16 protein-coding genes are annotated in these 25,211 nt (G+C 35.8%); 15 read left to right on the top strand and 1 reads right to left on the bottom strand.

The genetic code is table 11. From position 1 onward, the window contains the following. Positions 1-8: 8 nt before the first annotated feature. From ACFFU9_RS05785 to ACFFU9_RS05745, 9 genes are all read left to right on the top strand, one after another. Entirely contained in the window at positions 9-1,739 is a 1,731-nt protein-coding gene (locus ACFFU9_RS05785) for a helix-hairpin-helix domain-containing protein (protein ID WP_379860445.1), read from the top strand. 9 nt (positions 1,740-1,748) lie between these two features. After that, the gene (locus ACFFU9_RS05780) at positions 1,749-2,279 is read left to right on the top strand and encodes a DUF3341 domain-containing protein (RefSeq protein ID WP_379860444.1); all 531 of its coding nucleotides are present in this window, start codon (positions 1,749-1,751) and stop codon (positions 2,277-2,279) included. 76 nt (positions 2,280-2,355) lie between these two features. After that, positions 2,356-2,901 (top strand): c-type cytochrome, encoded by a 546-nt coding sequence (locus ACFFU9_RS05775; protein WP_379860443.1) that lies wholly within the window; start codon positions 2,356-2,358, stop codon positions 2,899-2,901. A gap of 27 nt (positions 2,902-2,928) precedes the next feature. Further along, entirely contained in the window at positions 2,929-4,257 is a 1,329-nt protein-coding gene (locus tag ACFFU9_RS05770; protein ID WP_379860442.1) for a quinol:cytochrome C oxidoreductase, read from the top strand. 30 nt (positions 4,258-4,287) lie between these two features. Beyond that, complete coding sequence (locus tag ACFFU9_RS05765) at positions 4,288-5,355, top strand: cytochrome c oxidase subunit II (RefSeq protein ID WP_379860441.1); 1,068 nt, start codon at positions 4,288-4,290, stop codon at positions 5,353-5,355. A gap of 27 nt (positions 5,356-5,382) precedes the next feature. Further along, on the top strand, positions 5,383-7,176 hold the full coding sequence (locus tag ACFFU9_RS05760; RefSeq protein WP_379860440.1) for a cytochrome c oxidase subunit I: 1,794 nt from the start codon (positions 5,383-5,385) through the stop codon (positions 7,174-7,176). Positions 7,177-7,584: 408 nt separating this feature from the next. Further along, on the top strand, positions 7,585-8,607 hold the full coding sequence (gene ruvB / locus ACFFU9_RS05755; RefSeq protein WP_379860439.1) for a Holliday junction branch migration DNA helicase RuvB: 1,023 nt from the start codon (positions 7,585-7,587) through the stop codon (positions 8,605-8,607). Between the two features lie 40 nt (positions 8,608-8,647). After that, complete coding sequence (queG, locus tag ACFFU9_RS05750) at positions 8,648-9,568, top strand: tRNA epoxyqueuosine(34) reductase QueG (RefSeq protein ID WP_379860438.1); 921 nt, start codon at positions 8,648-8,650, stop codon at positions 9,566-9,568. Between the two features lie 175 nt (positions 9,569-9,743). After that, entirely contained in the window at positions 9,744-10,946 is a 1,203-nt protein-coding gene (locus tag ACFFU9_RS05745; RefSeq protein WP_379860437.1) for a GAF domain-containing sensor histidine kinase, read from the top strand. Between the two features lie 31 nt (positions 10,947-10,977). On the opposite strand, the gene ACFFU9_RS05740 is transcribed toward ACFFU9_RS05745, so the two are convergent. Then, positions 10,978-12,852: a BamA/TamA family outer membrane protein gene (locus ACFFU9_RS05740; protein ID WP_379860436.1), complete on the bottom strand. Its 1,875-nt coding sequence runs from the start codon at positions 12,850-12,852 to the stop codon at positions 10,978-10,980. 351 nt (positions 12,853-13,203) lie between these two features. On the opposite strand from ACFFU9_RS05740, the gene ACFFU9_RS05735 reads away from it, so the two are divergent. From ACFFU9_RS05735 to ACFFU9_RS05710, 6 genes are all read left to right on the top strand, one after another. Further along, entirely contained in the window at positions 13,204-15,492 is a 2,289-nt protein-coding gene (locus ACFFU9_RS05735) for an NADP-dependent malic enzyme (protein ID WP_379860435.1), read from the top strand. A gap of 60 nt (positions 15,493-15,552) precedes the next feature. Further along, positions 15,553-16,134 (top strand): Holliday junction branch migration protein RuvA, encoded by a 582-nt coding sequence (gene ruvA, locus ACFFU9_RS05730; protein ID WP_379860434.1) that lies wholly within the window; start codon positions 15,553-15,555, stop codon positions 16,132-16,134. An 84-nt stretch (positions 16,135-16,218) separates the two neighbouring features. Further along, positions 16,219-23,466 carry a T9SS outer membrane translocon Sov/SprA gene (sov, locus tag ACFFU9_RS05725; protein WP_379860467.1) on the top strand — a complete coding sequence of 2,416 codons (7,248 nt, stop codon included), beginning with the start codon at positions 16,219-16,221 and terminating at the stop codon, positions 23,464-23,466. Between the two features lie 66 nt (positions 23,467-23,532). After that, a complete protein-coding gene (gene gcvH / locus ACFFU9_RS05720) occupies positions 23,533-23,913 on the top strand; it encodes a glycine cleavage system protein GcvH (RefSeq protein WP_379860433.1) in 381 nt (126 codons plus the stop codon). Then, positions 23,906-24,283, top strand: a complete 378-nt coding sequence (locus ACFFU9_RS05715; RefSeq protein ID WP_379860432.1) for a VanZ family protein — start codon at positions 23,906-23,908, stop codon at positions 24,281-24,283. The genes gcvH and ACFFU9_RS05715 overlap by 8 nt, the downstream gene beginning before the upstream one ends. Before the next feature lie 58 nt (positions 24,284-24,341). Beyond that, the gene (locus ACFFU9_RS05710; RefSeq protein ID WP_379860431.1) at positions 24,342-25,067 is read left to right on the top strand and encodes an energy transducer TonB; all 726 of its coding nucleotides are present in this window, start codon (positions 24,342-24,344) and stop codon (positions 25,065-25,067) included. The last annotated feature ends 144 nt before the right edge of the window (positions 25,068-25,211 follow it).

Below are 25,211 nucleotides of genomic sequence, written 5' to 3'. Positions count from 1 at the left end.
AAAGGATTATGGCGTCTCATTACGAAGCACCTATTAGAAGACCTTTAATTACAGGCGAAAAATCATACCATGATATAACTCTGGATGTTGCAAGGCCTGTAGAAGGAAGAGCCAATAAACAATGGTGGATAGTTTTTGGTATTTCATTTGCAGCTTTCCTTTGGGGAGTTGGATGTATCATTTATACCATATCAACAGGTATTGGAACTTGGGGTTTAAACAAGACTATTGGTTGGGCCTGGGATATTACTAACTTTGTTTGGTGGGTAGGTATCGGCCACGCAGGAACACTTATTTCTGCGGTACTCTTATTGTTCCGTCAAAAATGGCGAATGGCTATTAACCGTTCTGCGGAAGCCATGACAATATTTGCGGTTGTTCAAGCTGGTTTGTTCCCGCTTATACATATGGGGCGACCTTGGTTGGGCTATTGGGTATTACCCATTCCAAATCAATTTGGATCGTTGTGGGTAAACTTTAACTCACCATTACTTTGGGATGTGTTTGCTATTTCTACATATTTATCGGTATCCCTGGTGTTCTGGTGGACAGGTTTATTACCAGATTTCGCCATGTTACGTGATAGAGCTATTAAACCTTTTCAGAAAAAAATATATTCCTTATTAAGCTTTGGATGGTCTGGGCGTGCTAAAGATTGGCAACGTTTTGAAGAAGTGTCTTTGGTACTTGCTGGTTTAGCAACGCCTCTTGTACTTTCTGTACATACTATTGTATCGTTTGACTTTGCTACCTCGGTAATTCCTGGTTGGCATACCACTATATTTCCACCATACTTTGTTGCTGGGGCTGTATTCTCAGGATTTGCTATGGTGAATACACTACTTATTATTATGCGTAAGGTGTGTAACCTAGAAGATTATATTACAGTACAACATATCGAATTAATGAACATTGTTATCATGATAACAGGTTCTATTGTTGGTGTAGCATATATTACAGAACTATTTATTGCATGGTACTCTGGTGTAGAATATGAACAATATGCTTTCTTAAATAGAGCGACTGGTCCTTATTGGTGGGCATATTGGTCTATGATGATTTGTAATGTTTTTTCACCACAATTCATGTGGTTCAAAAAATTAAGAACAAGTATCATGTTCTCTTTCTTTATATCTATTATCGTAAATATAGGGATGTGGTTTGAGCGATTTGTAATTATAGCAACTTCATTACATAGAGATTATTTGCCGTCTTCATGGACGATGTTCTCTCCAACATATGTAGATATAGGAACGTTTGTAGGAACTATTGGGTTCTTCTTTGTGCTATTTTTATTATATGCTAGAACATTTCCAGTAATTGCCCAAGCCGAGGTTAAAACTATTTTAAAATCTTCGGGTGAAAGCTATAAGAGAATAAGAGAGTCTGGAAAAAGCTTAGTTGGTACAGGCGCAGATGCAAGAACTTCTAATTTTAAGATTGAAGAATCGGCTACAGCTAAAGCAGCTCATCAAGATCATACTGAAAAATTAGATAATTTATTGAAAGGTGTTGGTACATTTAACCCCACATTACAAACACCTGATGATTTACAGGTTATTAATGGTATTGGTCCAAAAATGGAACAACTCCTTAATAGCATCGGTATTTATACTTATGCGCAAGTAAGTAAGATGACAAAAAGAGAATACGACTTGTTAGACGATATTACAGGGTCTTTCCCAGGAAGGGCAGAACGTGATGATTGGTCAGGACAAGCTAAAAAATTAATAAACTAAACATAGTCAATGGAAACTTCAAAAGTTATTCACGCTATTTATACAGACGATGATGTATTAATGTCTGCTGTTAAAAAAGTTAGGGCAGAACGCTATCACATTGAAGAAATATATACACCATTTCCTGTCCACGGACTAGACAAAGCAATGGGATTAGCGCCAACACGTCTTGCAATTACAGCTTTTATTTATGGTTTATTAGGCTTAGCTGTGGCTGTTGTAATGATGAATTATATTATGATCGATGATTGGCCTCAAGATATCGGAGGGAAGCCCAGTTTTAGTTATATAGAAAACATGCCTGCCTTCGTACCTATTATGTTTGAATTAACCGTGTTTTTTTCAGCGCATTTAATGGTTATTACGTTTTATCTACGTAGTCGAATGTGGCCTTTTAAAAATGCTGAAAATCCAGACCCTCGCACAACTGATGATCATTTTTTAATGGAATTAGCTGTTCAAGGCAATGGTGACGAATTAGAAAACTTGCTTAAAGATACTGGAGCAGTTGAGATTAATGTAATTGATAAAACAGATTAAGAAAAGGATAATAAAGAGGTGTTTTTTAATACTTTACACATTATCTTTTATAAATAAAGACAATAGAAATCGACAAATGAAAAGCTTATTTAAAATATTAGTAATAGCAGTCGTTTTAGTAACTGTATCTTGTAATAAGAGTACAGCACCTAACTATCAGTTCATGCCCGATATGTATGAATCTGTAGGGTATGAAACGTACAGTGAAGCGCCTTTTCCAGATGGGGTTGCAGCCCAGTTGCCAGCAGAAGGGTCGGTGGCAAGAGGATTTGTTCCTTTTGATTATGAAAACTCTACAGAAGATTTCAATTTAGCTAAAACAAATGTAACCAGCCCTTTAGATTCTACGCAAGTAAACCTTGTTAGGGGAAAGGAGCTGTATGATATTTATTGTGGTATTTGTCATGGAGGTAAAGGTGACGGACAAGGAAACCTTGTGAAACGTGAAAAAATACTTGGCATACCAAGTTTTGATGATGCAGGTAGAGCTATTACTGCTGGAAGTATATATCACACTATTTACTACGGCAAAAACGCGATGGGCTCTTATGCAAATCAGTTAAATGAAGAAGAACGCTGGCAAGTCATTGCCTATGTGTTAAAGTTGAAAGCAGATTTATAAAAGTAAGATTGATAAGATTATATAGATATGTATACATTTTCAAATAAATTAAAAACATTTTCTATCATTCTAATGGTTTTAGGATTGTTAGGTGTTGGTTATGGTTTTATAACATCTCATAAATCTTTTGAAGAAGTTGAACACTTACTTGCAGAAGAATCTCAACATGATAGTCATGATGAAGAAACAGCACATGCTCTTTCCTCTCAAGACCACCAACCTGGAGAATCCAAGATTGATGCTCATAAAGAACACGTGGAACATGTACAACACCAAATAGCCAATAGACCTTGGTCTGCATTATATGTAGCTGCATTTTTCTTTATGATGATTGCTTTAGGTGTATTAGCATTTTATGCTATTCAAATAGCATCACAAGCGGGATGGTCTCCTGTGTTATTTAGAGTTATGGAAGGCATTACTGCATACGTATTGCCTGGGGCTCTTATCGTTTTGCTTATAGCTGCGGCTTCTGGTACAATAGGACATTATAATTTATTTATCTGGATGGACCCAGATGTGGTTGCCCATGATAAATTAATTGAAGGTAAATCAGGATGGTTAAACTTGCCTGGTTTTATTATACGTGGCTTAATATTTATTGCAGGATGGAGCTTATATCGTCATTTTGCCCGTAAATTTTCTATCGCACAAGATACAGCCGAAGACAGAAGTAACTTTAAAAAATCATTTCGAATTGCTGCTGCGTTTTTAGTGTTCTTTATCTATACAGAGTCTGTTATGTCTTGGGACTGGATTATGAGTGTGGATCCACACTGGTTTTCAACCTTATTCGGATGGTATGTGTTCTCTAGTATGTTTGTAAGCGGGATTACTGTTATTGCTCTAGTTACAATATATCTCAAAACAAAAGGAGTTTTAGAGTTTGTAAATGAAAATCATTTGCATGATGTAGCTAAGTACATGTTTGCATTTAGTATTTTCTGGACTTACTTATGGTTTTCTCAATTTATGCTTATTTGGTATTCCAATATTCCTGAAGAAGTGACTTATTTTATAGCACGTTTTAACGATTATCAATTGCCGTTTTTAGGAATGGTCGTACTTAATTTCGTGTTTCCATTGTTATTATTAATGAATGCAGAATACAAACGTATGTCTTGGTTTGTTGTCATGTCTGGAATCATTATATTATTTGGGCATTATTTAGATGTATTTGTGATGATTATGCCAGCAACCGTAGGAGATAGATGGTTTATTGGTGTGCCTGAAATTAGTTCCATATTACTTTTTCTAGGTTTATTCATATTTGTCGTGTTTACAGCTTTAACAAAAGCTCCATTACTTGTAAAAGGTTATCCTTTTAGAAAAGAAAGTGAAGAATTCCATTATTAATCAAGATATAAATAAAGACGAACGATACCAATGACTGCTTTATTAACAATTATAGTTTTAGTATTTATTCTAGTTGCCATTTGGCAAATGGTGAAGATTTTTGATTTGGCACAAGCTAAAAATGAAAATTCTCAAATCGCCACAGATAAGGATAACAAAGTGAATGCGTATTTAATGATTGCTTTTTTAGCATTCATTTATATACTCACCATTTATTCTTTTGCTAAGTGGGGCGATTTACCATTAATGTCAAACGCTGCTTCAGAACATGGTTCTACAATTGATAATTTGATGATTGTCTCTATGATTGTCATATTCTTTGTACAAACCATTACTCAATTCTTATTACATTATTTTGCTTATAAATACAAAGGAGAAAAGGGTAAAAAGGCTTTGTTTTACGCAGATAACAATAAGCTCGAAGCCATTTGGACTATTATACCAGTAATCGTTTTAGCTGGTTTGGTTATTTATGGGTTGAACACATGGATTAATATCATGGGTGTTGATGAAAGCGACGACCCATTAATAGTAGAGCTATATGCACAACAGTTTAACTGGAAAGCTAGATATGGTGGAAATGACAACACCTTAGGAAAAGCGAATGTGCGCCTAATCGATATTGATCGCGCTAATATATTAGGTTTAGATGAAGCAGATCCAAATGCACAGGATGATGTTATTACATCTGAGTTGCATTTACCCGTAGGCAGACCTGTTTTGTTTAAAATACGTTCTCAAGATGTGTTGCACTCTGCTTATATGCCTCATTTTAGGGCACAAATGAATTGTGTTCCAGGTATGATTACTCAATTTGGTTTTACACCAACAGTAACCACTGCCGATATGCGCCTTACCCCTGAAATGATTAAAAAAGTAGCTAATATCAATGAGATTAGAGTTGAAAACAGTAAAGATTTAGTGGCAAAAGGCGAAGATCCGCTAGAGCCTTACGAGTTTGATTACCTTTTGTTATGTAATAAGATTTGCGGGACTTCCCATTACAATATGCAAATGAAAATTATTGTAGAAAGTCAAGAAGAATATGATGCTTGGATGAAAGAACAAAAGGAATTCAAAGACTCTCTAATTAATTAATAAAAAAGATAAATACGAAATAAGATTATGTCAGCACACGCAGATACTCACACTCACGAAGACGACCAGGTGCATCATCATAAAGAAACCTTTATAACTAAATACATATTTAGTCAAGATCACAAGATGATTGCTAAGCAGTACCTCATAACAGGTACTATCATGGGGATTATTGGGGTTTTAATGTCTATGATGTTCCGTATACAGATTGCATGGCCGGAAGAACCTAATGTATTGTTCGAAGCATTGTTAGGAAAATGGGCTCCAGGAGGCGTAATGGATGCAGATGTTTATTTGGCATTAGTTACCATCCACGGTACTATTATGGTCTTTTTTGTTTTAACGGCTGGTTTAAGTGGAACCTTTAGTAATCTATTAATTCCATTGCAAATTGGAGCACGCGACATGGCTTCTGGGTTTTTGAATATGATATCCTATTGGTTGTTCTTCTTATCCAGTATCATTATGGTGTTTTCACTATTTGTTGAAGCAGGGCCTGCAGCTGCCGGTTGGACTATTTATCCACCTTTAAGTGCCCTACCAATGGCTCAAGGAGGTTCTGGAATGGGAATGACGTTATGGTTAATTTCTATGGCTATCTTTATCGCCTCTTCTTTAATGGGATCTCTTAATTACATTGTTACTGTTATCAACATGCGTACAAAAGGCATGTCTATGACACGACTTCCTTTAACTATCTGGGCGTTTTTTGTAACCGCTATTATTGGCGTTGTTTCTTTCCCTGTTTTACTTTCTGCCGCCTTGTTATTAATTATGGATAGAAGTTTTGGTACATCATTCTTCTTGTCAGATATCTTTATTCAAGGTGAAGTATTGCATTACCAAGGGGGGTCTCCCGTATTGTTCGAACACTTATTTTGGTTCTTGGGTCATCCTGAAGTATATATCGTAATCTTGCCTGCAATGGGTATTGTGTCGGAAATAATGGCTTCCAATTCGCGAAAACCTATATTTGGGTATCGTGCCATGATTGCTTCTATTTTAGCGATTGCATTTCTTTCTACAATCGTGTGGGGACACCATATGTTCGTGTCGGGAATGAATCCTTTTTTAGGTAGTGTTTTTACCTTTACTACGTTATTGATTGCAATTCCATCTGCTGTAAAGGCGTTTAACTGGATAACTACTATTTGGAAGGGGAATATTCAAATGAACCCAGCGATGTTATTCTCAATTGGTTTTGTTTCAACATTCATTTCAGGAGGATTAACAGGTATTATTCTTGGGGATAGTGCTTTAGATATTAATGTACATGATACTTACTTTGTGGTAGCACATTTCCATTTGGTAATGGGTATTTCTGCTCTATATGGAATGTTTGCCGGAATTTACCATTGGTATCCAAAAATGTTTGGACGTATGCTTAATAAAAATTTAGGTTATATCCACTTTTGGATTACCGCAGTTTGTGCTTATGGAGTGTTTTTTCCAATGCACTTTATAGGTATGGCAGGATTACCACGTCGCTATTATAGTAATAGTAGCTTCCCTCTATTTGATGATTTAGCAAACGTAAATGTGGTGATTACAATATTTGCCTTAATAGGAGGTATTGTTCAAATCGTTTATTTATACAATTTCTTTGTTAGTATTTTTTACGGTAAAAAAGCTGTTCAAAATCCTTGGAAATCGACTACTTTAGAATGGACTGCACCTGTTAAACATATACATGGTAACTGGCCAGGGGCAATTCCTCATGTATACCGTTGGGCTTATGATTATAGCAAACCAGGACATGATGTTGATTTCGTACCTCAAAATATTCCCTTAAAAGAAGGGGAAGAGGAACTTCAGCATTAAGTTTATCATAAATTTATATACTTTAAACCCCTATTTTTTAAGATAGGGGTTTTTGTTTTTTGAAAATTTTTAAATTATGCCAAGCAACGGCCTTTCCTACAGGAACCCCGTTTCGTTTATGTCGAGTTTTTAATTTCCTATGTTCTGCATATCAGCATAAAGGAATTTAAAAGGGCATGCTTTAAAAACAAATGGTTTGTAAGTCTCGTGCATCTATTACATGAACCCTTTTTAGTTATAAAGCGTATTATTAAATAAAACTTACAACATTGCATAGCGTGAGATTATATCACCTTGTAATTCTCGAAATCCTCATTTTTTTTAGTTTTAAGTGTTTTAAAGCAAGCGTTGTTGTAGTGTGAAAAAAGATTTGTGAGTTAGGAATTTTATTTCTGTTATCTTTGTTTTATGAATGAGAACCTAGATCCATCTAACGACCACCTTTCTCCAGAAGAATTGGATGTTGAAAAAAAATTAAGACCTTTAACTTTTGATGATTTTACAGGGCAAGATCAGGTTTTGGAAAATCTTCAAATTTTTGTTCAGGCTGCTAATCTACGAGGAGAGGCTTTAGACCACACCTTGTTTCATGGTCCTCCCGGTTTAGGAAAAACAACCCTAGCAAATATTCTTGCTAACGAATTAAATGTTGGTATTAAGGTGACTTCAGGCCCCGTTCTGGATAAGCCTGGAGATTTAGCAGGGTTGCTTACTAACTTAGATGAGCGTGATGTGTTGTTTATAGATGAAATCCATCGGTTGAGTCCTATTGTAGAAGAATACCTGTACTCTGCTATGGAAGATTATAAAATAGATATTATGATCGAATCAGGACCTAATGCACGCTCTGTTCAAATTAATTTAAACCCGTTTACCCTAGTAGGTGCTACGACGCGTTCTGGGTTGTTAACGGCACCTATGCGCGCTCGTTTTGGTATTCAAAGTAGGTTGCAATATTATAACACCGATCTGTTAACTACCATTGTGCAACGTAGTGCTACAATTTTAAATGTACCTATATCTATGGAAGCCGCTATAGAAATTGCTGGGCGTAGTCGTGGTACTCCTAGAATTGCCAATGCATTATTACGACGGGTTCGAGATTTTGCCCAAATAAAAGGTAATGGCTCTATAGATATTACGATTGCTAAATTTGGCTTGGGCGCTTTAAATGTTGATGCACATGGTTTAGATGAGATGGATAACAAGATTTTGACTACCATTATCGAGAAATTTAAAGGTGGTCCTGTTGGTATTTCAACGATTGCTACAGCTGTAAGTGAAAGCACCGAAACGATTGAAGAGGTTTACGAACCTTTTTTAATCCAACAAGGGTTTATTATGCGAACCCCCCGTGGTCGTGAGGTTACAGAACTTGCCTATAAACATTTAGGAAGAATTAAAGGTGCTGTTCAAGGCGGGTTGTTTTAAGGCAGTCTCTTGTTAATGGTGTTTTGTGAATTTCTAATACATGAATAAAAAGCAAGTATATACGAGCCTTATTAAAACCGAAGCAAAACGTCTTGGTTTTTTATCCTGTGGTATAAGTAAAGCAGGTTTTTTAGAAGAAGAGGCCCCACGATTGGAAAAGTGGCTAAAGGGAAATAGAAATGGCCAAATGCAATACATGGAAAATCATTTTGATAAGCGTTTAGATCCTACTAAGCTTGTTGAAGACTCAAAAAGTGTTGTGTCTTTATTATTTAATTATTATCCAGAAGAGACTCAATCTGAAAACACTTTTAAAATATCCAAATATGCTTATGGTACCGATTATCACTTTATCATCAAAGACAAACTTAAATCACTTTTAAACGTTATTCAGGATGAAATTGGCGAAGTAAGCGGGCGGGCGTTCGTAGATTCAGCACCTGTTTTAGATAAAGCTTGGGCTGCGAAATCAGGTTTGGGATGGGTAGGGAAACACACGTTGTTGTTAACGCAACAAACAGGGTCGTTTTATTTTATAGCAGAATTGATAATAGATTTAGATTTAGAATACGACTCCATTACCACAGATCATTGTGGCACGTGTACAGCTTGTATTGATGCTTGTCCAACACAAGCCATAACAGAACCTTATGTGGTAGATGCCAATAAATGTATTTCTTATCTGACGATTGAGTTAAAAGACAACATTCCGTCAGAGTTTAAAGGGAAAATGGACGATTGGATGTTTGGATGCGACGTTTGCCAAGACGTTTGCCCATGGAACCGGTTTTCAAAATCCCATCGGGAACCTTTATTTAATCCACACCCAGAATTGTTATCATTATCTAAAAAAGATTGGGAAGAAATTACTGAAGATACGTTTAAGAAAGTATTTCAAAAATCGGCAGTTAAACGAACAAAATTTTCTGGCTTAAAGCGGAATATTGATTTTTTAAAATAGACTCATGTGGTGGTTTATAGTGTTATTATTTTATCTGAAAGAGCTTTCGCACTTGAAGGTGTTTTAAAAATCTATTTCATATTGTTTTAACTAAACATTATAAAATCTATAGTGCTTTATTCACATTTAACCAATAGAAATATGTTATTTTTGTTTTTACCTAAATTAAACTATTGTGATTGAACCCGAAGAAAAGGCTAATGAAAAAGACAGAATTAAGGATTTAAAAACATATTCTATTCTGGATACTATTTCTGAAGCGGATTACGATAATTTAACAGAAATAGCCGCAGAAATATGTGGCGCTCCTATTTCTCTTATTAGTTTTATTGATGATAAAAGACAATGGTTTAAATCGCACCATGGAATTGATGTTCAGGAAACCCCTAAGGAATATGCGTTTTGTGCTCATGCTATAAACTATCCCGAAGATGTTTTTGTGATACAAGACACTAGAAAAGATATGCGCTTTCATGATAATCCTTTTGTAACAGGAGATCCTCATGTGGTTTTTTATGCAGGGATGCCCTTGATTAGTAAAAACGGATTTCCTTTAGGTACTTTATGTGTTATTGATCATAAACCCAATTTGCTTACTTCTAGTCAAATTAAGTCGTTGCGAGCACTTTCAAACCAGGTCATGAATTTGTTAGAACTCCGAAAAAGTAAATTATTACTGGAGCAAACCTTAACGCATTTAGAGGAAAGAAACATTGCTTTAGAGCGCTTTGCTTTTATTGCGGCCCACGATCTAAAATCTCCTTTATATAATATTTCAAGTTTGGCAGAATTGGTGCTAGACGATTATAAGTCGAAAATTGATGAAGAGGGGCAAGAGATGTTGAAAGCCATTATAAGTTCGTCTGATAGTTTAAGTAGTTTAATAGATGGCTTATTAAGTTATAGCAAAAGTGAAAATATTTTAAGAGAAGACAAGTTAAGTATTAGTGTAGAAACTTTGAAAAATGATATCTCCGATCTTTTTATTTCGGACCATAATTTAAAAATAACTCTAAAATCATCTTTAACCCGAATCCATGTAAACAGGACAGCAATTCATCAAGTTTTAATTAACTTGTTTACAAATGCTATTAAGTATAATGAAAAAGACATAGTAGAGATAGAGATGGGAATCTCAGAAAGTGATAAACATTATCACTTTTATGTGCAAGACAACGGATTAGGCATTGCTAAGGATTTTCAGGATAAAATATTTAATATCTTTGAAAAAGGAGCTGTTTATGATAAATACGGCCAACATGGTAATGGTATTGGCTTGGCGACAGTAAAAAAGATAGTTGAAAAATCTGGAGGATCCATACGTGTAGAATCAGAGGTAGGAAAAGGTGCTAGGTTTATTTTTTCACTTGAAAAATAGACAGCATCCGAGTAAAAAAGCTAATGTTTCTTTATTGGTGCCAAACGGTACTGGGTTTTCCTATTTCAATGGCTTGAAAACCAAAATCATGCGTTCTGAGAGAGTTTGTTTTAAACAGATTGTGGCCTTGGCCAGGAATGGTTGGGTAATATGATAGAGACAGCTGAAAAGAGTTAAATACCAAATAATCATTTCTAATAATAAAACCTACGCCTACAGATGTATATAGTTTTTTATTGTACGCTGGATTGTCCGTTTTCCCCATAAGGCCAGATGTAATGTTTATATAAGGGTTAAGCCTAAAGCCTAGAATGTTCCAAGGAGAATAAAATTGGGTTTGAAGCGATAAAAGCATTTTTTGTGAGCCATATATTTCGGCATCAAAACCAGGGATTCCAGCCCCTTGATTGCGTCTGTACTCGTTTCGATCGTAACCTAAAGCCCGAACGTCTTCATTTAAATTTAGTCGGTCTCCAATGCTATTTAATCGGTTAAAGCCTAATAATATCTGAGGTTTTATAAATTGGCGCATTTTCCAATTGTTGCCCAGGGACATTAAATCGGTAAAATAATTTAACTCTAAGGATACCGCCGTCTGTTCTGCTTTACGATGATTTAAAAACGTACCGTATTCTAAGCGCGCATTAAAATAGCCTCGTTTCGAATATTTCGCTACCGAAATACCAGCACCAAAATACAGTCTATTATTGCTGTTTTTTCTTTGGACTCCCGATGTGATGGAATAAGCAAAGCCAATGGGTACATCCTCAACAATGCCATCCCTAAAAATATAGGCATCTTCCACAAATTGTCTTGAAGCTACGCCGATACGCCCCATATAAAATACTTCATCAGCAAAATAATCGATAGGATCATACTCGATTTTAGGATCTTCTTTATAATTAGCATTGGCAAACCGTAAAGCGGTTATAAGATTGGTGGTTCGGGATTGGGACGTGTACTTTTTAAATATGTTAAAAGCATGTCCTATCCAGATATCCTGTGTGTTAAACTTGAAGTTTTGTTCTTTAAATTCAAGTGCAGTATTAGGCAAGGAATCTTGTCTAAAGCGTTCCTCCAGATAAATACCGCCAGCCCATCTTGTTAATGGTGAAATAAAATCCCTTTCAACACGTATGCTCTTCTTGTAATAGCCTTCTACACTTTTTTCGTAGGCTAATGCTGTGTTAATGTAGGTTTTTTTTATCGTAGGTATGATATATTCAAAGCTGTATGCAGATTTGCTATCATCAAACCGTTCTATAAATTGATTATTAAACTGATGGCCAAATCCTAAGAAATTCCGTTCTTTAAGTTTGAAGTTTAATTTTGATGTTGAAATAGAGCCTTCAGGAATTAAGCTCCACGAATCTAAAACACGAACTTTTACGTCTACAGAATCGTTTTCAGTATGGGGCTTGCTTACCTCTATCTGCACGCTTCTTATAAACTTTTGTGAACGCATTAACCGTTTGGATTCCGTAAGCAATAAAGTGTCTAATGCTGTGTTTTTTTTAAAGAGCAATAAATTTTTTATTGCGATATTATTGGATTTAATGTGGATTTTATTGCCTAATTCTCCTAATCTGTTTTTCGCTCGCTTGGTAGTGTCTTCTACAGCGTAACCAAAAGGGTCTAAGGTTTCTATAATAATACGCCTTATAGGTTTTCCTTGGTATACGCTATAGTCTGGTTGTTCGGTTGGGGTGTTATGCCGCGCCTTTTTTTTTCTAGAGCTTTTGAATATCAGTTTGTATAAGGTTTTGGTAAGTCTATGGCGCTCTGAATAGGTCTCGATTTTTTCATAAACCGGAACAGTATCTTGTTTTACAGGTTTTGTCTGTGCAAAAAGCACGGCTCCTAGAGGTAGTAATATTATATATATGATGAGAGACTTGAGTTTCATGTATGCTTAAAGGACTTCAAAAATTTGAATTACAAAATAGGGTTTTAGTAATGGATAATAGTTGTAAGGCATAGATTTTCAGTTGAATGTGTTTTTAATTTGCCAATTAGTTGCTTTAATCAAGAGAAAGTCTATATCTAAAATAACTAATTTTTAATACTCTACCTTGCGGCAGAAACTATTTAATAAGGCTTAAAGTAAAGATAATAGAAAGTTATATGAGCTATATCGCATTTAAATTTAACACTATTTGCGTAAAAAGGATGCTGTAGCAGTATATCAATTTTTTAAAAGATTAGGTGTTACCTTAATTGGATTATTATCTTTGTAATACTAAACAATCCAAAACATATGAGCAAACAAAGCAAGCGTATAGAAGCCCTTATTTATCACGCGAAGCCAACCCCAGGGAAAATTGAAGTTGTTCCAACAAAAAAATATGCCACACAAAGAGATTTATCTTTAGCGTATTCACCAGGTGTTGCAGAACCTTGTTTAGAAATACAGAAAGATGTTAACAACGTCTATAAGTATACAGCGAAAGGTAATTTAGTTGCTGTAATTTCTAATGGAACGGCGGTTTTAGGCTTAGGTAATATTGGGCCTGAAGCGTCGAAGCCGGTTATGGAAGGCAAAGGGCTGTTATTCAAGATTTTCGCTGATATTGATGTGTTTGATATTGAGATTGATACGGAAGATGTAGAAGAGTTTATTCAAACCGTAAAAAAGATAGCCCCAACTTTTGGGGGCATAAACCTTGAAGATATTAAAGCTCCTGAAGCTTTTGAAATCGAAAGACGTTTGAAAGAGGAGTTGGATATTCCGGTTATGCACGATGATCAACATGGGACAGCCATTATTTCTGCAGCAGCTTTGATAAATGCAGTAGAAATAAGTGGGAAAAAAATGGATGAGGTGAAAATAGTCATCAGTGGTGCTGGTGCTGCTGCTATTTCATGCTCACGTTTATACCAGGCTTGTGGGGCAAGACGTGAAAATATGGTGATGTTGGATAGCAAAGGTGTGATAAGAGACGATCGTGACAATTTAACTTTAGAAAAAGCAGAATTTGCTACGCATAGAAAAATAGACACCTTGGATCAGGCCATGGAAGAGGCCGATGTGTTTATAGGTTTGTCTAAAGCAGATATCGTATCACCAGAAATGCTGTTAACCATGGCTAAAAACCCTATTGTTTTTGCTATGGCAAATCCAAATCCAGAAATAGAGTATGAGTTGGCCGTAGCCACTCGTAAAGATATTATCATGGCCACGGGTAGAAGTGATCACCCTAATCAGGTTAATAATGTATTAGGATTTCCCTTCATTTTTAGAGGCGCTTTAGATGTTAGGGCTACAAAAATAAATGAAGCCATGAAAATGGCCGCAGTGAAAGCATTGGCTCATTTAGCTAAAGAAGCCGTTCCAGAGCAGGTAAATATTGCTTATGGAGAAACCCGTTTAACCTTTGGCAAAGAGTATATTATCCCTAAGCCCTTTGATCCTCGTTTAATTGCCGAAATCCCACCTGCAGTAGCAAAAGCAGCGATGGAGAGTGGTGTGGCCAAGGAGCCTATTTTAGATTGGGAGAAGTACAAAAACACTTTGTTAGAACGTTTAGGATCGGATAACAAAATAATCAAAATGATTATTAATCGTGCAAAAACAAACCCAAAACGAGTTGTTTATGCTGAAGCAGATCATTTAAAGGTTCTAAAAGCTGCACAAATAGCCTATGAAGAAGGCATTGCTTTTCCTATCCTATTAGGTCGAAAAGATGTGATTGAGCGTTTAATGGCCGAAATTGAATTTGATGCCGATGTACCGATAATAGACCCTAAGTCTGATGATGAAATAGAGCGAAAAAATAAATATGCTAAAGTGTATTGGCAGGAACGCAAACGTAGAGGGATTACTTACTATGCTGCCCAAAAATTATTAAGAGAGCGTAATTATTTTGCTGCAATGATGGTGAATGAAGGCGACGCCGATGCTTTAATTTCTGGTTTCTCTACGAGCTATCCATCTGTTGTAAAGCCTATGTTAGAGCTTGTGGGTATGGCTAAAGGAGCTAAGCGTGTAGCAACTACTAATTTAATGATGACCAAACGAGGTCCTTTATTTTTAAGTGACACCTCTATTAATATTGATCCAGATGCTAAAGAACTTGCTGAAATAGTTAAAATGACTTCAGAAGTGGTTAAAATGTTTGGATTAGAGCCAGTTATAGCCATGATATCTTATTCGAATTTTGGATCATCAAACCATCCAAGAGCTGCAAAAATTAGAGAAGCGGTTTCTTATTTACACAGCCGTTTTCCTAACATGTTGGTAGATGGTGAGTTGCAAACAGATTTTGCGCTTAACAATGAAATGCTCTTAGATAAATTTCCGTTTTCTAAATTGGCGGGAAGAAAGGTCAACACTTTAGTATTTCCTAACTTAGATGCGGCAAACATTACCTATAAGTTATTAAAAGAACTTAATGGAGCAGAGTCTATAGGCCCAATAATGATGGGGATGAAGAAGCCAGTTCATATTCTTCAATTGGATGCCAGTGTGGATGAAATTGTAAACATGACTGCTATTGCTGTTATCGATGCGCAACAAAAACAAAAAGAAACCATTAAAGGCCAATAAGGAATGTATTTGAGATGCAAATAAATTCCTTACATTTGGTCGTAAAACCAACTGTATTAGATGATAACACATATTCAAGGGGAACTTGTAGAAAAAAATCCAACAGATGTTGTTATTGATTGTAACGGTGTAGGCTATGTATTGAACATTTCACTACATACCTATTCACAAATTCCTGATCAAGACCACCTAAAATTATACACACATCTTCAAATTAAAGAAGATGGCCATACGCTATATGGTTTCTCTTCTACTGCAGAACGTGAAATATTCAAGCTCTTAATTTCCGTAAGTGGTATTGGGCCTAGTATTGCTCGTACCATGCTGTCGTCTTTAACACCTAAACAGGTTCGAGAAGGTATTGCTACTGGCGATGTGGCCTTGATTCAATCCATAAAAGGTATTGGTGCTAAAACAGCTCAACGTGTGATAATCGATTTGAAAGATAAAATCCTCAAAATATATGATATTGATGAGGTTTCTGTTTCAAAGAACAATACGAATAAAGATGAAGCGTTATCTGCATTAGAAGTATTAGGATTTGTAAAAAAACAAGCCGAACGCGTTGTAGATAAAATTATGGTTTCGCAACCAGAAGCCACGGTTGAAAACATTATTAAATTAGCTTTAAAAAACCTATAATAGATTTTGAATAGATTAATTCGCCTTGTTTTTTTTAAAAGTTTTAAAAGATGTTATGCTGCTACGCGCAATCGGAATGTTCTATTGACTATTATTGGTTTATTGTTTTCTACAGGTCTTTTAGCACAAGAACCTATACCTCAAGACTCTTTAGAAACAGGTTTTGATTTGGGTTATATGAAAATACCAGACCCTAATAGTGTTGAAGCTAAATATACCTACGACCCTGTTATCGATCGATACATTTACACTCAAAAGGTAGGGAATTTCAATATTGATTATCCTATTATTTTAACACCAAAAGAATACCATGAACTGGTGGCAAAAGAAAATCTTAAAGCGTATTATAAACAAAAAATAGATGCTTTTGACGGTAAAAAAGAAGGAGCAGAAGAAGAGCAAAAGAACTTATTGCCAGATTTCTATGTAAGGTCTGGACTTTTTAGATCTATTTTTGGAGGTGATACTATTCAGGTTGTTCCTCAAGGGTCTGTAGAAATGGATTTAGGGGTTTTATTTTCTAAGCAGGACAACCCTTCATTTTCACCTAAAAATAGAAGTAATTTTAATTTTGATTTTGATCAGCGCATCAGCTTAAGCTTAATGGGTAAGGTGGGAACTAGACTTCAGGTAACTGCTAATTATGACACCCAATCTACATTTGATTTTCAACAGTTAGTAAAATTAGAATATGATCCCACGGCTGGTGGTGGCGAAGATTCTATAATTCAAAAAATAGAAGTTGGTAATGTAAGTATGCCTTTAAACAGCTCTTTAATCACGGGAGCACAGAGTTTGTTTGGGGTAAAAACTCAATTGCAGTTTGGAAAAACAACGGTTACAGGTGTGTTTTCTGAACAGAAATCGCAAGCTACAACAGTAGTAGCTCAAGGGGGCGGCACACTACAGGAGTTTGAGTTGTTTATACGAGATTATGATGAAAACCGACATTATTTCTTAGCACAGTACTTTAGGGATTCTTACGACGAGGCTTTAAAAACCTATCCGTATTTAAATACAAAGGGTTTGCAAATTACACGTCTGGAAGTATGGGTAACCAATAGAAGTAATAGAACGGATAACGTAAGGAATGTTGTTGCTCTTCAGGATTTAGGAGAATCTGTTTATGATCCCGGAAATGCTGATAACGATAATTTTTTACTAGACCCGTTGCCTAGTGGGTTTTTAAACAAACCTAGTGGATTGCCAGACAATACCAATAATGATTATGACCCTACGGCCATAGGTTCTGGTTCTGTGCTTAATAATGCTATTAGAGATGTGGCTACCGTACAGCAAGGGTTTGGAGCGTTGTCTTCTATTGTTAAAGAGGGTGCAGATTATGCTAAAATCGAAAATGCCCGAAAACTGATTAGCGGACAAGAGTATACTTTAAATGCAGAGTTGGGTTATGTTTCTTTAAATCAGCGCTTAAATAACGATGAGGTGTTGGCGGTAGCCTTTCAATACACTGTTGGAGGAAAAGTATATCAAGTAGGTGAGTTTGCAAATGATGGTGTAGATGCTACAAATGTTTCCACGAATAGTTCTGGGCAAGTAACTTCTGTAGTGAACAGTAACTTGGTTGTGAAATTGTTAAAAAGCAGTATTACCAACGTAAACCAACCGATTTGGAATTTGATGATGAAAAATATTTATGATACGGGGGCGTATCAATTAAGTCAGGATGATTTTAAACTGAATATTTTTTATAATGAAAACACGCCGTTAAACTTTATAACCCCGGTTACGGGTACACCTTTTCCACCATTTGATAACTTTACGTCCAATACGAATGATGACTTGCCTATTAGGGAGGTTCCGTTATTAAGGTTTTTTAATCTAGACAAACTTAATTTTAATAACGATCCGCAATCCAATGGCGATGGTTTTTTTGACTTCGTTCCAGGCATTACCGTAATTCCACAAAATGGGAAAATTGTTTTTACCAGTGCCGAGCCTTTTGGTGCATATCTTTTTGAAAAACTATCCTTAAGTGCTTCCGAAAACTATAATGATAATACCACTTACAACGCCAATCAGGAGAAGTATGTTTATGATATTCTTTATAAGCAAACTAAAACTGCGGCATTGCAGGAAATAGAAAAAAACAAATTTCAATTAAAAGGACAGTATAAGTCTGAAGGAAGCGACGGGATTCCCATCGGTGCATTTAATGTAGCTCGGGGGTCTGTAAAGGTGACTGCTGGTGGCCGACTTTTGGTAGAAGGTATTGATTATACCGTGGATTATCAATTAGGACGTGTGCAAATTCTAGACGAGGCTTTAAAAGCTTCAAACACACCTATAGAGGTTTCTACAGAAAATAACGCGGTATTTGGGCAGCAAACCAAACGCTTTACAGGTTTAAACGTTGAACATAAGTTTAATGAGAATTTTCTTTTAGGTGCCACCCTTTTAAACTTAAATGAACGGCCCATCACACAAAAAGCGAATTACGGCACAGAGTCTATAAATAATACGATTTTTGGTGTGAATGGAAATTACGCTAGTGAAGTCCCTTTTTTAACACGATTGGTAAATAAATTACCAAATATAGATACAGATGTGCCTTCAAATATTTCTTTTCGTGGCGAGTTTGCTTATTTAGCACCTGGGGCGCCAAAAAGAACGAATTTCAATGGCGAGTCTACATCGTACGTAGATGATTTTGAAGGGTCACAAAATGCTATCGATTTAAGTTCGCAACAGTCTTGGCACATGTCAAGCAGGCCTTTAGGATTAGGACGTGTTTATCCTGGCCAAGATGGTGAAGATGAAATTGGGATTCAAAATGGTTTTGACCGGGCCATGCTTAATTGGTACAACATCGATCCTATTTTTTATAGTAGTCAACGCCCTAAAGGTATGACAGATGAAGACATGTCTAGCCTGTACACAAGCCGCGTGTTTATAAACGAATTGTTTCCAAATAGAGATTTAGTGCAAGGCCAACAATCGGTATTAAATACCTTAGACCTGGCATTTTATCCTAAAGAAAGAGGGCCTTATAATTTTAATCCCAATAATACTAATGGCAATACCATTCTAAACGCAAGTCAAGCATGGGCGGGTATCACACGGGCATTAACCTCTACAGATTTGGAGCAGGCGAATGTAGAGTATATTGAATTTTGGTTGCAAGATCCTTTTCAGGAAAACCCTAGTAATCCTGGTGGTAAATTGGTTTTTAATCTTGGAGATATTTCAGAAGACATTGTTAAAGACGGTAGAAAGCTGTACGAAAACGGTTTGCCAAAAGATGGCGATGTGAGTTTGTTGCAAACCACAGAGTGGGGTACTGTAGTGCCTCAAAATCAATCTTTAGTTTATGCTTTTGATTCTAAAGGGCAAGAACGTAAAAATCAAGATGTAGGGTATGATGGTATTAATGATGATGAAGAGATAGCTCGTTTTGGAACAGGTTTTGGAGACGATCCCTCTCGAGATAATTATGCTTATTTTTTAAATGCTGAAGGCGGTATTTTTGAACGCTATAAAAAATATAACGGGGTTGAGGGTAATACACCTGATACCTTTTCTAATACCGACAGAGGGTCTAATACACAACCCGATGTAGAGGATATTAATCGCGACAATACCATGAACACGATTGATAGCTATTTTGAATATGAGCTGGAGATAACAAGACAAAACTTACCGGTTGATCAAAATAGTTTTAATAATATTCCAGATTCAAATCCGTTAAAGGAATTTTTAAGAGACTTTAAAGACAGACCGCGTAGTTTAGCAAACGGCGAAACCAAAAACGTACGGTGGTATCAATTTAGAATTCCTGTACAAGGCAGCCATGTGAAAGCCGTAAATGATATAGCTGATTTAAGATCTGTGCGCTTTGCTAGAATGTATCTTAAAGAATTTACAGAAAGCACAATATTTCGTTTTGGTTCGCTAGATTTGGTGCGCAGCGATTGGAGACGTTTTACACAAACTTTAGAAGCTAATAAAGATAATCCTGCCGATGATATTACTGATTTTTCAATTGGTGTTATCGGTACTATAGAAAATGAAGGCAGTTATAAAAGCCCTCCAAGTGTTGAGCCTGAAGAATTATTCAACAATAATACGGTAGTACGACAAAATGAGCAATCTTTAGTTGCAAAAGTCTGTAATTTAGAATCGCAAGATGCCCGTGCGGTTTATAAAAACATCAATATTGATATGCGCCAGTATAAACGTATAAGAATGTTTATGCATGCAGGCAATGAAGACACAGGAACACTTACAGATAAAGAGTTGGTTGGGTTTATTCGAATGGGTAGTGATTTAACACAAAATTATTATCAAATAGAAATACCTTTAAAAGTATCTACAGGAGTTTCAAGAGAGGCGCTTTGGCCCGAAGAAAATGAAATCAATTTATCTATGGAGGTGTTGTCTAAAATGAAAGCATTAGGCATTTCTAATATGACGTTATCCAATGATACTCCTACATTTTATGATGTTGTTGATGGTCAAATAAATGAAACTTCAGTTCCAGAATTCTCGCCATATACTATAGGCCAGCAGCGTGTCGCGATAAAAGGAAATCCTAATTTTGGCGATATACGAAGCTTGATGGTAGGGGTTAAAAACACGACTTCTAGAAATGACATCTGTGGCGAAGTGTGGTTTAATGAGTTGCGGTTGTCAGACTTGGATAATGATGGCGGCTGGGCTGCGGTTTTAAGTATGGATACCAATTTGGCAGATTTTGCAAGTATCAGTGCTACAGGAAACAAAAGCACGTCTGGATTTGGAGGCATTGAACAAGGGCCAAGTCAGCGTGCTTTAGAAGATGTGCAACAGTATGATGTGGTAACCAATGTTAATCTGGGGCAGTTGTTACCTAAGAAATGGGGCATTCAGTTACCATTTAACTATGCGCAAAGTGAAGAGTTGGTTACACCAAAATACGATCAGTATTATAAAGACCTGACATTAGACTCTCGTTTAGATGCTGCAAGTTCGGCTTCTGAAAAAGAAACGATCAAACAAAACTCTGAAGACTATACCAAGCGGCAAAGTATTAATTTTATTGGGGTAAGAAAAATCAGGACAGGTGAAGCAAAGCCAAGATTTTACGATGTAGAGAATCTAACTTTAAATTACTCGTATAATAAAGTAGAACATCGTGATTTCGAAATAGAAAATGCTACAAATAAAACCGTTCGGGTGGGTGCGAATTATGCTTATAATTTCAACCCTGTAACTATAGAGCCTTTTAAGAAAAACGATTCGTTGTTCACTGGGAAATATTGGAAAATATTAAAAGACTTCAATTTAAACCTATTGCCTGCAAGTTTTACACTCAATACCGATTTTAATAGGCAGTTTAATAAACAGAAATTTAGAGAAATAGATTTGGGTGGCGATAATATTGGAATAGAGGAGCTTTTTAGAAGAAATTATACTTTTGATTTTCAATATGCTATAAATTATAATATTACAAAATCATTGCAGTTAAACTTCGCCGCATCTAATAATAATATTGTTAGAAATTATTTTAAAGATAATATTATAAACGGTGAGCAGGATGCTGATTTGGATGTGTGGGATGGGTTTTTTGATTTTGGAGACCCTAACAGGCAGTCCCAAAATTTGGGCATTACCTATAGATTACCTTTAAGTAAAATCCCCACGCTTAGTTTTATCGATGCGACCTATCAGTATAGTGGAGATTTCCAATGGCAGAAAGGGTCTGATTTGTATGGGAATATTGAATTGGATGGAGAAACTTACGATTTAGGGAATACCGTTCAAAATGCTAATGTCCATAATTTGAATACCAATCTGGATATGACTAAGTTGTATAGGTATTTAGGTCTTACTAAAAAGACGGTAAGAAGAACCACGGTGCGACCTAGAAGCACACCACAAGGCTTGGCTCCAGCTGGAGATGCTAACAGCGCAAAGCCCCAAAAGAACACGCTCTCGGGATCAAAACTATTGAATGTTGGAATTGATGCTTTAACAAGCATAAAAAGAATACAGATTAATTACAGCGAAAATAATGGAACCTTTTTGCCTGGTTATACTAGAACACCTGGGCTTGTTGGTACTTTTAAACCCAGTGTAGGCTATACGTTTGGTAGTCAGAGTGATGTTAGGGATTTGGCGGCAAGAAAGGGCTGGCTTACTTATTATCAAGATTTTAATCAGCAATATACAGAGACCCAGACCAAACAACTGGATGTTTCAGCAAGTATAGAGCCTGCCAGAGATTTTAAAATTGATATTATAGGGAATCGTTCTTATTTTAGGAATTATGCCGAAAACTACCGTATAGATGTTAATAACGATAATCAATACGTGGCCTTAAGTCCAAATACGTTTGGAAATTTTAATATTTCCACCATATTGATCAAAACGGCTTTTAATAAAAGTGATGAGAACGTAAGTGATGCCTTTAACGATTTTAGAGCTAATAGAATAAAAGTGGCTTATCGCATCGCACAAGAAGCAGGTATCGATTTGAATAATCCGGTGAATATAGATGCACAAGGCTACCCAAAAGGCTTCGGCAAGAACAGTCAGAAAGTGTTATTGCCATCTTTTCTTGCAGCATACACTGGTCAGGATGCAGATAAAGTTAAGCTCACTGCTTTTAGAGATGTTCCAATTCCTAATTGGGATATGAAATATACAGGCTTGATGAAGTTTAACTGGTTTAAAAAGCATTTTAAAAGGTTTTCATTAACACACGGGTATCGCTCTTTATATACCATTAATCAATTTCAATCCAATTTAGATTATACGGCGCCTAACTTTAATTTAGACTATGATAACCAGTCTCAAAGTGTTAAAGACCAATCGGGGAATTATAAAAATGAAACCTTGTTTAGTAATGTCAATTTAACAGAAATGTTCAGCCCGCTTATCAGAATTGATTTTGAAATGATGAATTCTGTTAAGATTTTAGCCGAAATTAAGAAGGACCGATTGCTGTCGCTTAGTTTTGATAATAATTTAATGACAGAAGTGCAAGGTAAAGAATATGTTTTAGGCTTAGGCTATAGAATTAAAGATGTGCATATTCGCTCCCAATTGGCAGGACCAAGACAAAGGATAGTTAGTGATTTGAACATGAAAGCAGATGTATCGATAAGAGATAATAAGACCATAATCAGGTATTTAGATTTAGAAAACAATCAAGTTACCACAGGGCAAACCATTTGGGGTGTTAAATATTCTGCAGATTATGCATTTAGTAAAAACCTAACAGGTATCTTCTATTTCGATTACACGTTTTCAGAGTATGCCATATCTACGGCATTTCCGCAAACCAGTATTCGTTCAGGAATTACTATACGTTATAACTTTGGTAATTAACAGTCTTATTATTTGAATTTATAGTAGGAATAAATACATTTGTCATATAACTAATTAATAAAAAAAATGAATATACCATCAGAATTAAAATATACGAAAGATCATGAATGGGTTAGTATTGAAGGTGATGTTGCCACCATTGGAATTACCGATTTTGCACAAAGTGAACTAGGGGATATCGTTTATGTAGAAGTGGAAACCGTGGACGAAACACTTGAGGCTGATGCCATTTTTGGAACAGTAGAGGCTGTGAAAACAGTATCAGATCTTTTTTTACCATTATCTGGTGAGATTATAGAATTTAATGAAGGATTGGAGGATGCCCCTGAAAAGGTAAACACCGACCCTTACGGAGAAGGTTGGATGATTAAATTAAAATGCTCGAATCTTTCTGAAGTGGATGGCTTAATGTCTGCCGATGCTTATAAATCTCTTGTGGGTGCTTAAGTATTTTTGGATTTTATCTGCAGTAGCGTATACTGCTTTGTTAACTACAGCAAGCTTAATAAACTTAAGAGGCCTGCCAAGCATAAAGATATCTTTTGCTGATAAAATATTTCATTTTTCAGCTTACTTTGTGTTGACCATTTTATGGGTGTTGGCTTTTTTTTATAATTTTAATTATAAAAAAACAAAGGCTTTAAAATATGTTTTTATTATATCAGTCTCTTTTGGCATATTTATTGAAGTATTACAAGGAGCTTTAACAACAGTTAGGTCGTTTGATATATACGATATGATGGCTAATACCCTTGGCGCATTGTTAGCTGTTGTTGCATTGAGTTTTTATAATTTTAAGAATATTAAAAAATTATAAACGCTTGCTTTTTTGAGAAATAAATAGTTATTTTAGCAATCTAGAAAACGAATAAATTATGGAAGCCAAGAAAAGTCCTAAAGCAAATGTTGGAAGAAACAGTTCGCTTTATTTTGCCATCGGTTTAGCACTGATGTTATTTTTAACCAACTATGCTATTAATTACAAAACCTACGATAAAGAAGCAATTGATATAGGGTCTTTAAACCTCGAGGATGAGTTTGAGGAGGAAATACCTATTACACAACAGTTGCAAACACCACCGCCACCGCCACCACCACCAGCAGCTCCTGAAGTTATTGAGATTGTTGAGGATGAAATTGAAATTGAAGAAACAGTTATCGAGTCTACCGAGACAGATCAAAAAGAAGAAATTGTTGTAAAAGTTCAAGAAGTTCAAGTTGCTGAGGTAGAAGAGGATATTGAGGTGCCTTTTGCTGTTATTGAAAATGTGCCAGTATTTCCAGGTTGTGAGAAAGAAAAAACAAATGAGGCTAAGAAAAACTGTATGTCGGAAGAGATTACTAAGTTTATTGGTAAAAAGTTCAATACGGAATTAGCTAGTGAATTAGGTTTGTCTGGAAGACAGCGTATTAACGTAATCTTTAAAATAGATAAAACAGGTAGTATTACAGGTGTTCGTGCTAGAGCTCCACATCCAGGACTGGAAAAAGAAGCTGCCAGAGTTGTCAATTTATTACCTAAAATGAAGCCAGGAAAACAAAGAGGGAAAGCTGTAACCGTACCTTATTCGTTACCTATCGTTTTCCAAGTACAAGATTAAATCCTTTTTTTACTTTCCTAAAGAAAAAAAAGAAAACTATAAAACCCCCTTTACAAACACTGTATCGGGGGTTTCTTTTTTTGGTAATGAATTCAAAAAAAAATAGAGATGCTGATAAAAACTGAAATCTATTGTTATGCATAA

This window comes from Mariniflexile ostreae, from assembly GCF_042427585.1.
In the GTDB taxonomy this organism is placed as follows: domain Bacteria; phylum Bacteroidota; class Bacteroidia; order Flavobacteriales; family Flavobacteriaceae; genus Pseudalgibacter; species Pseudalgibacter ostreae.
This window is presented reverse-complemented; position numbering and strand designations above follow the sequence as displayed.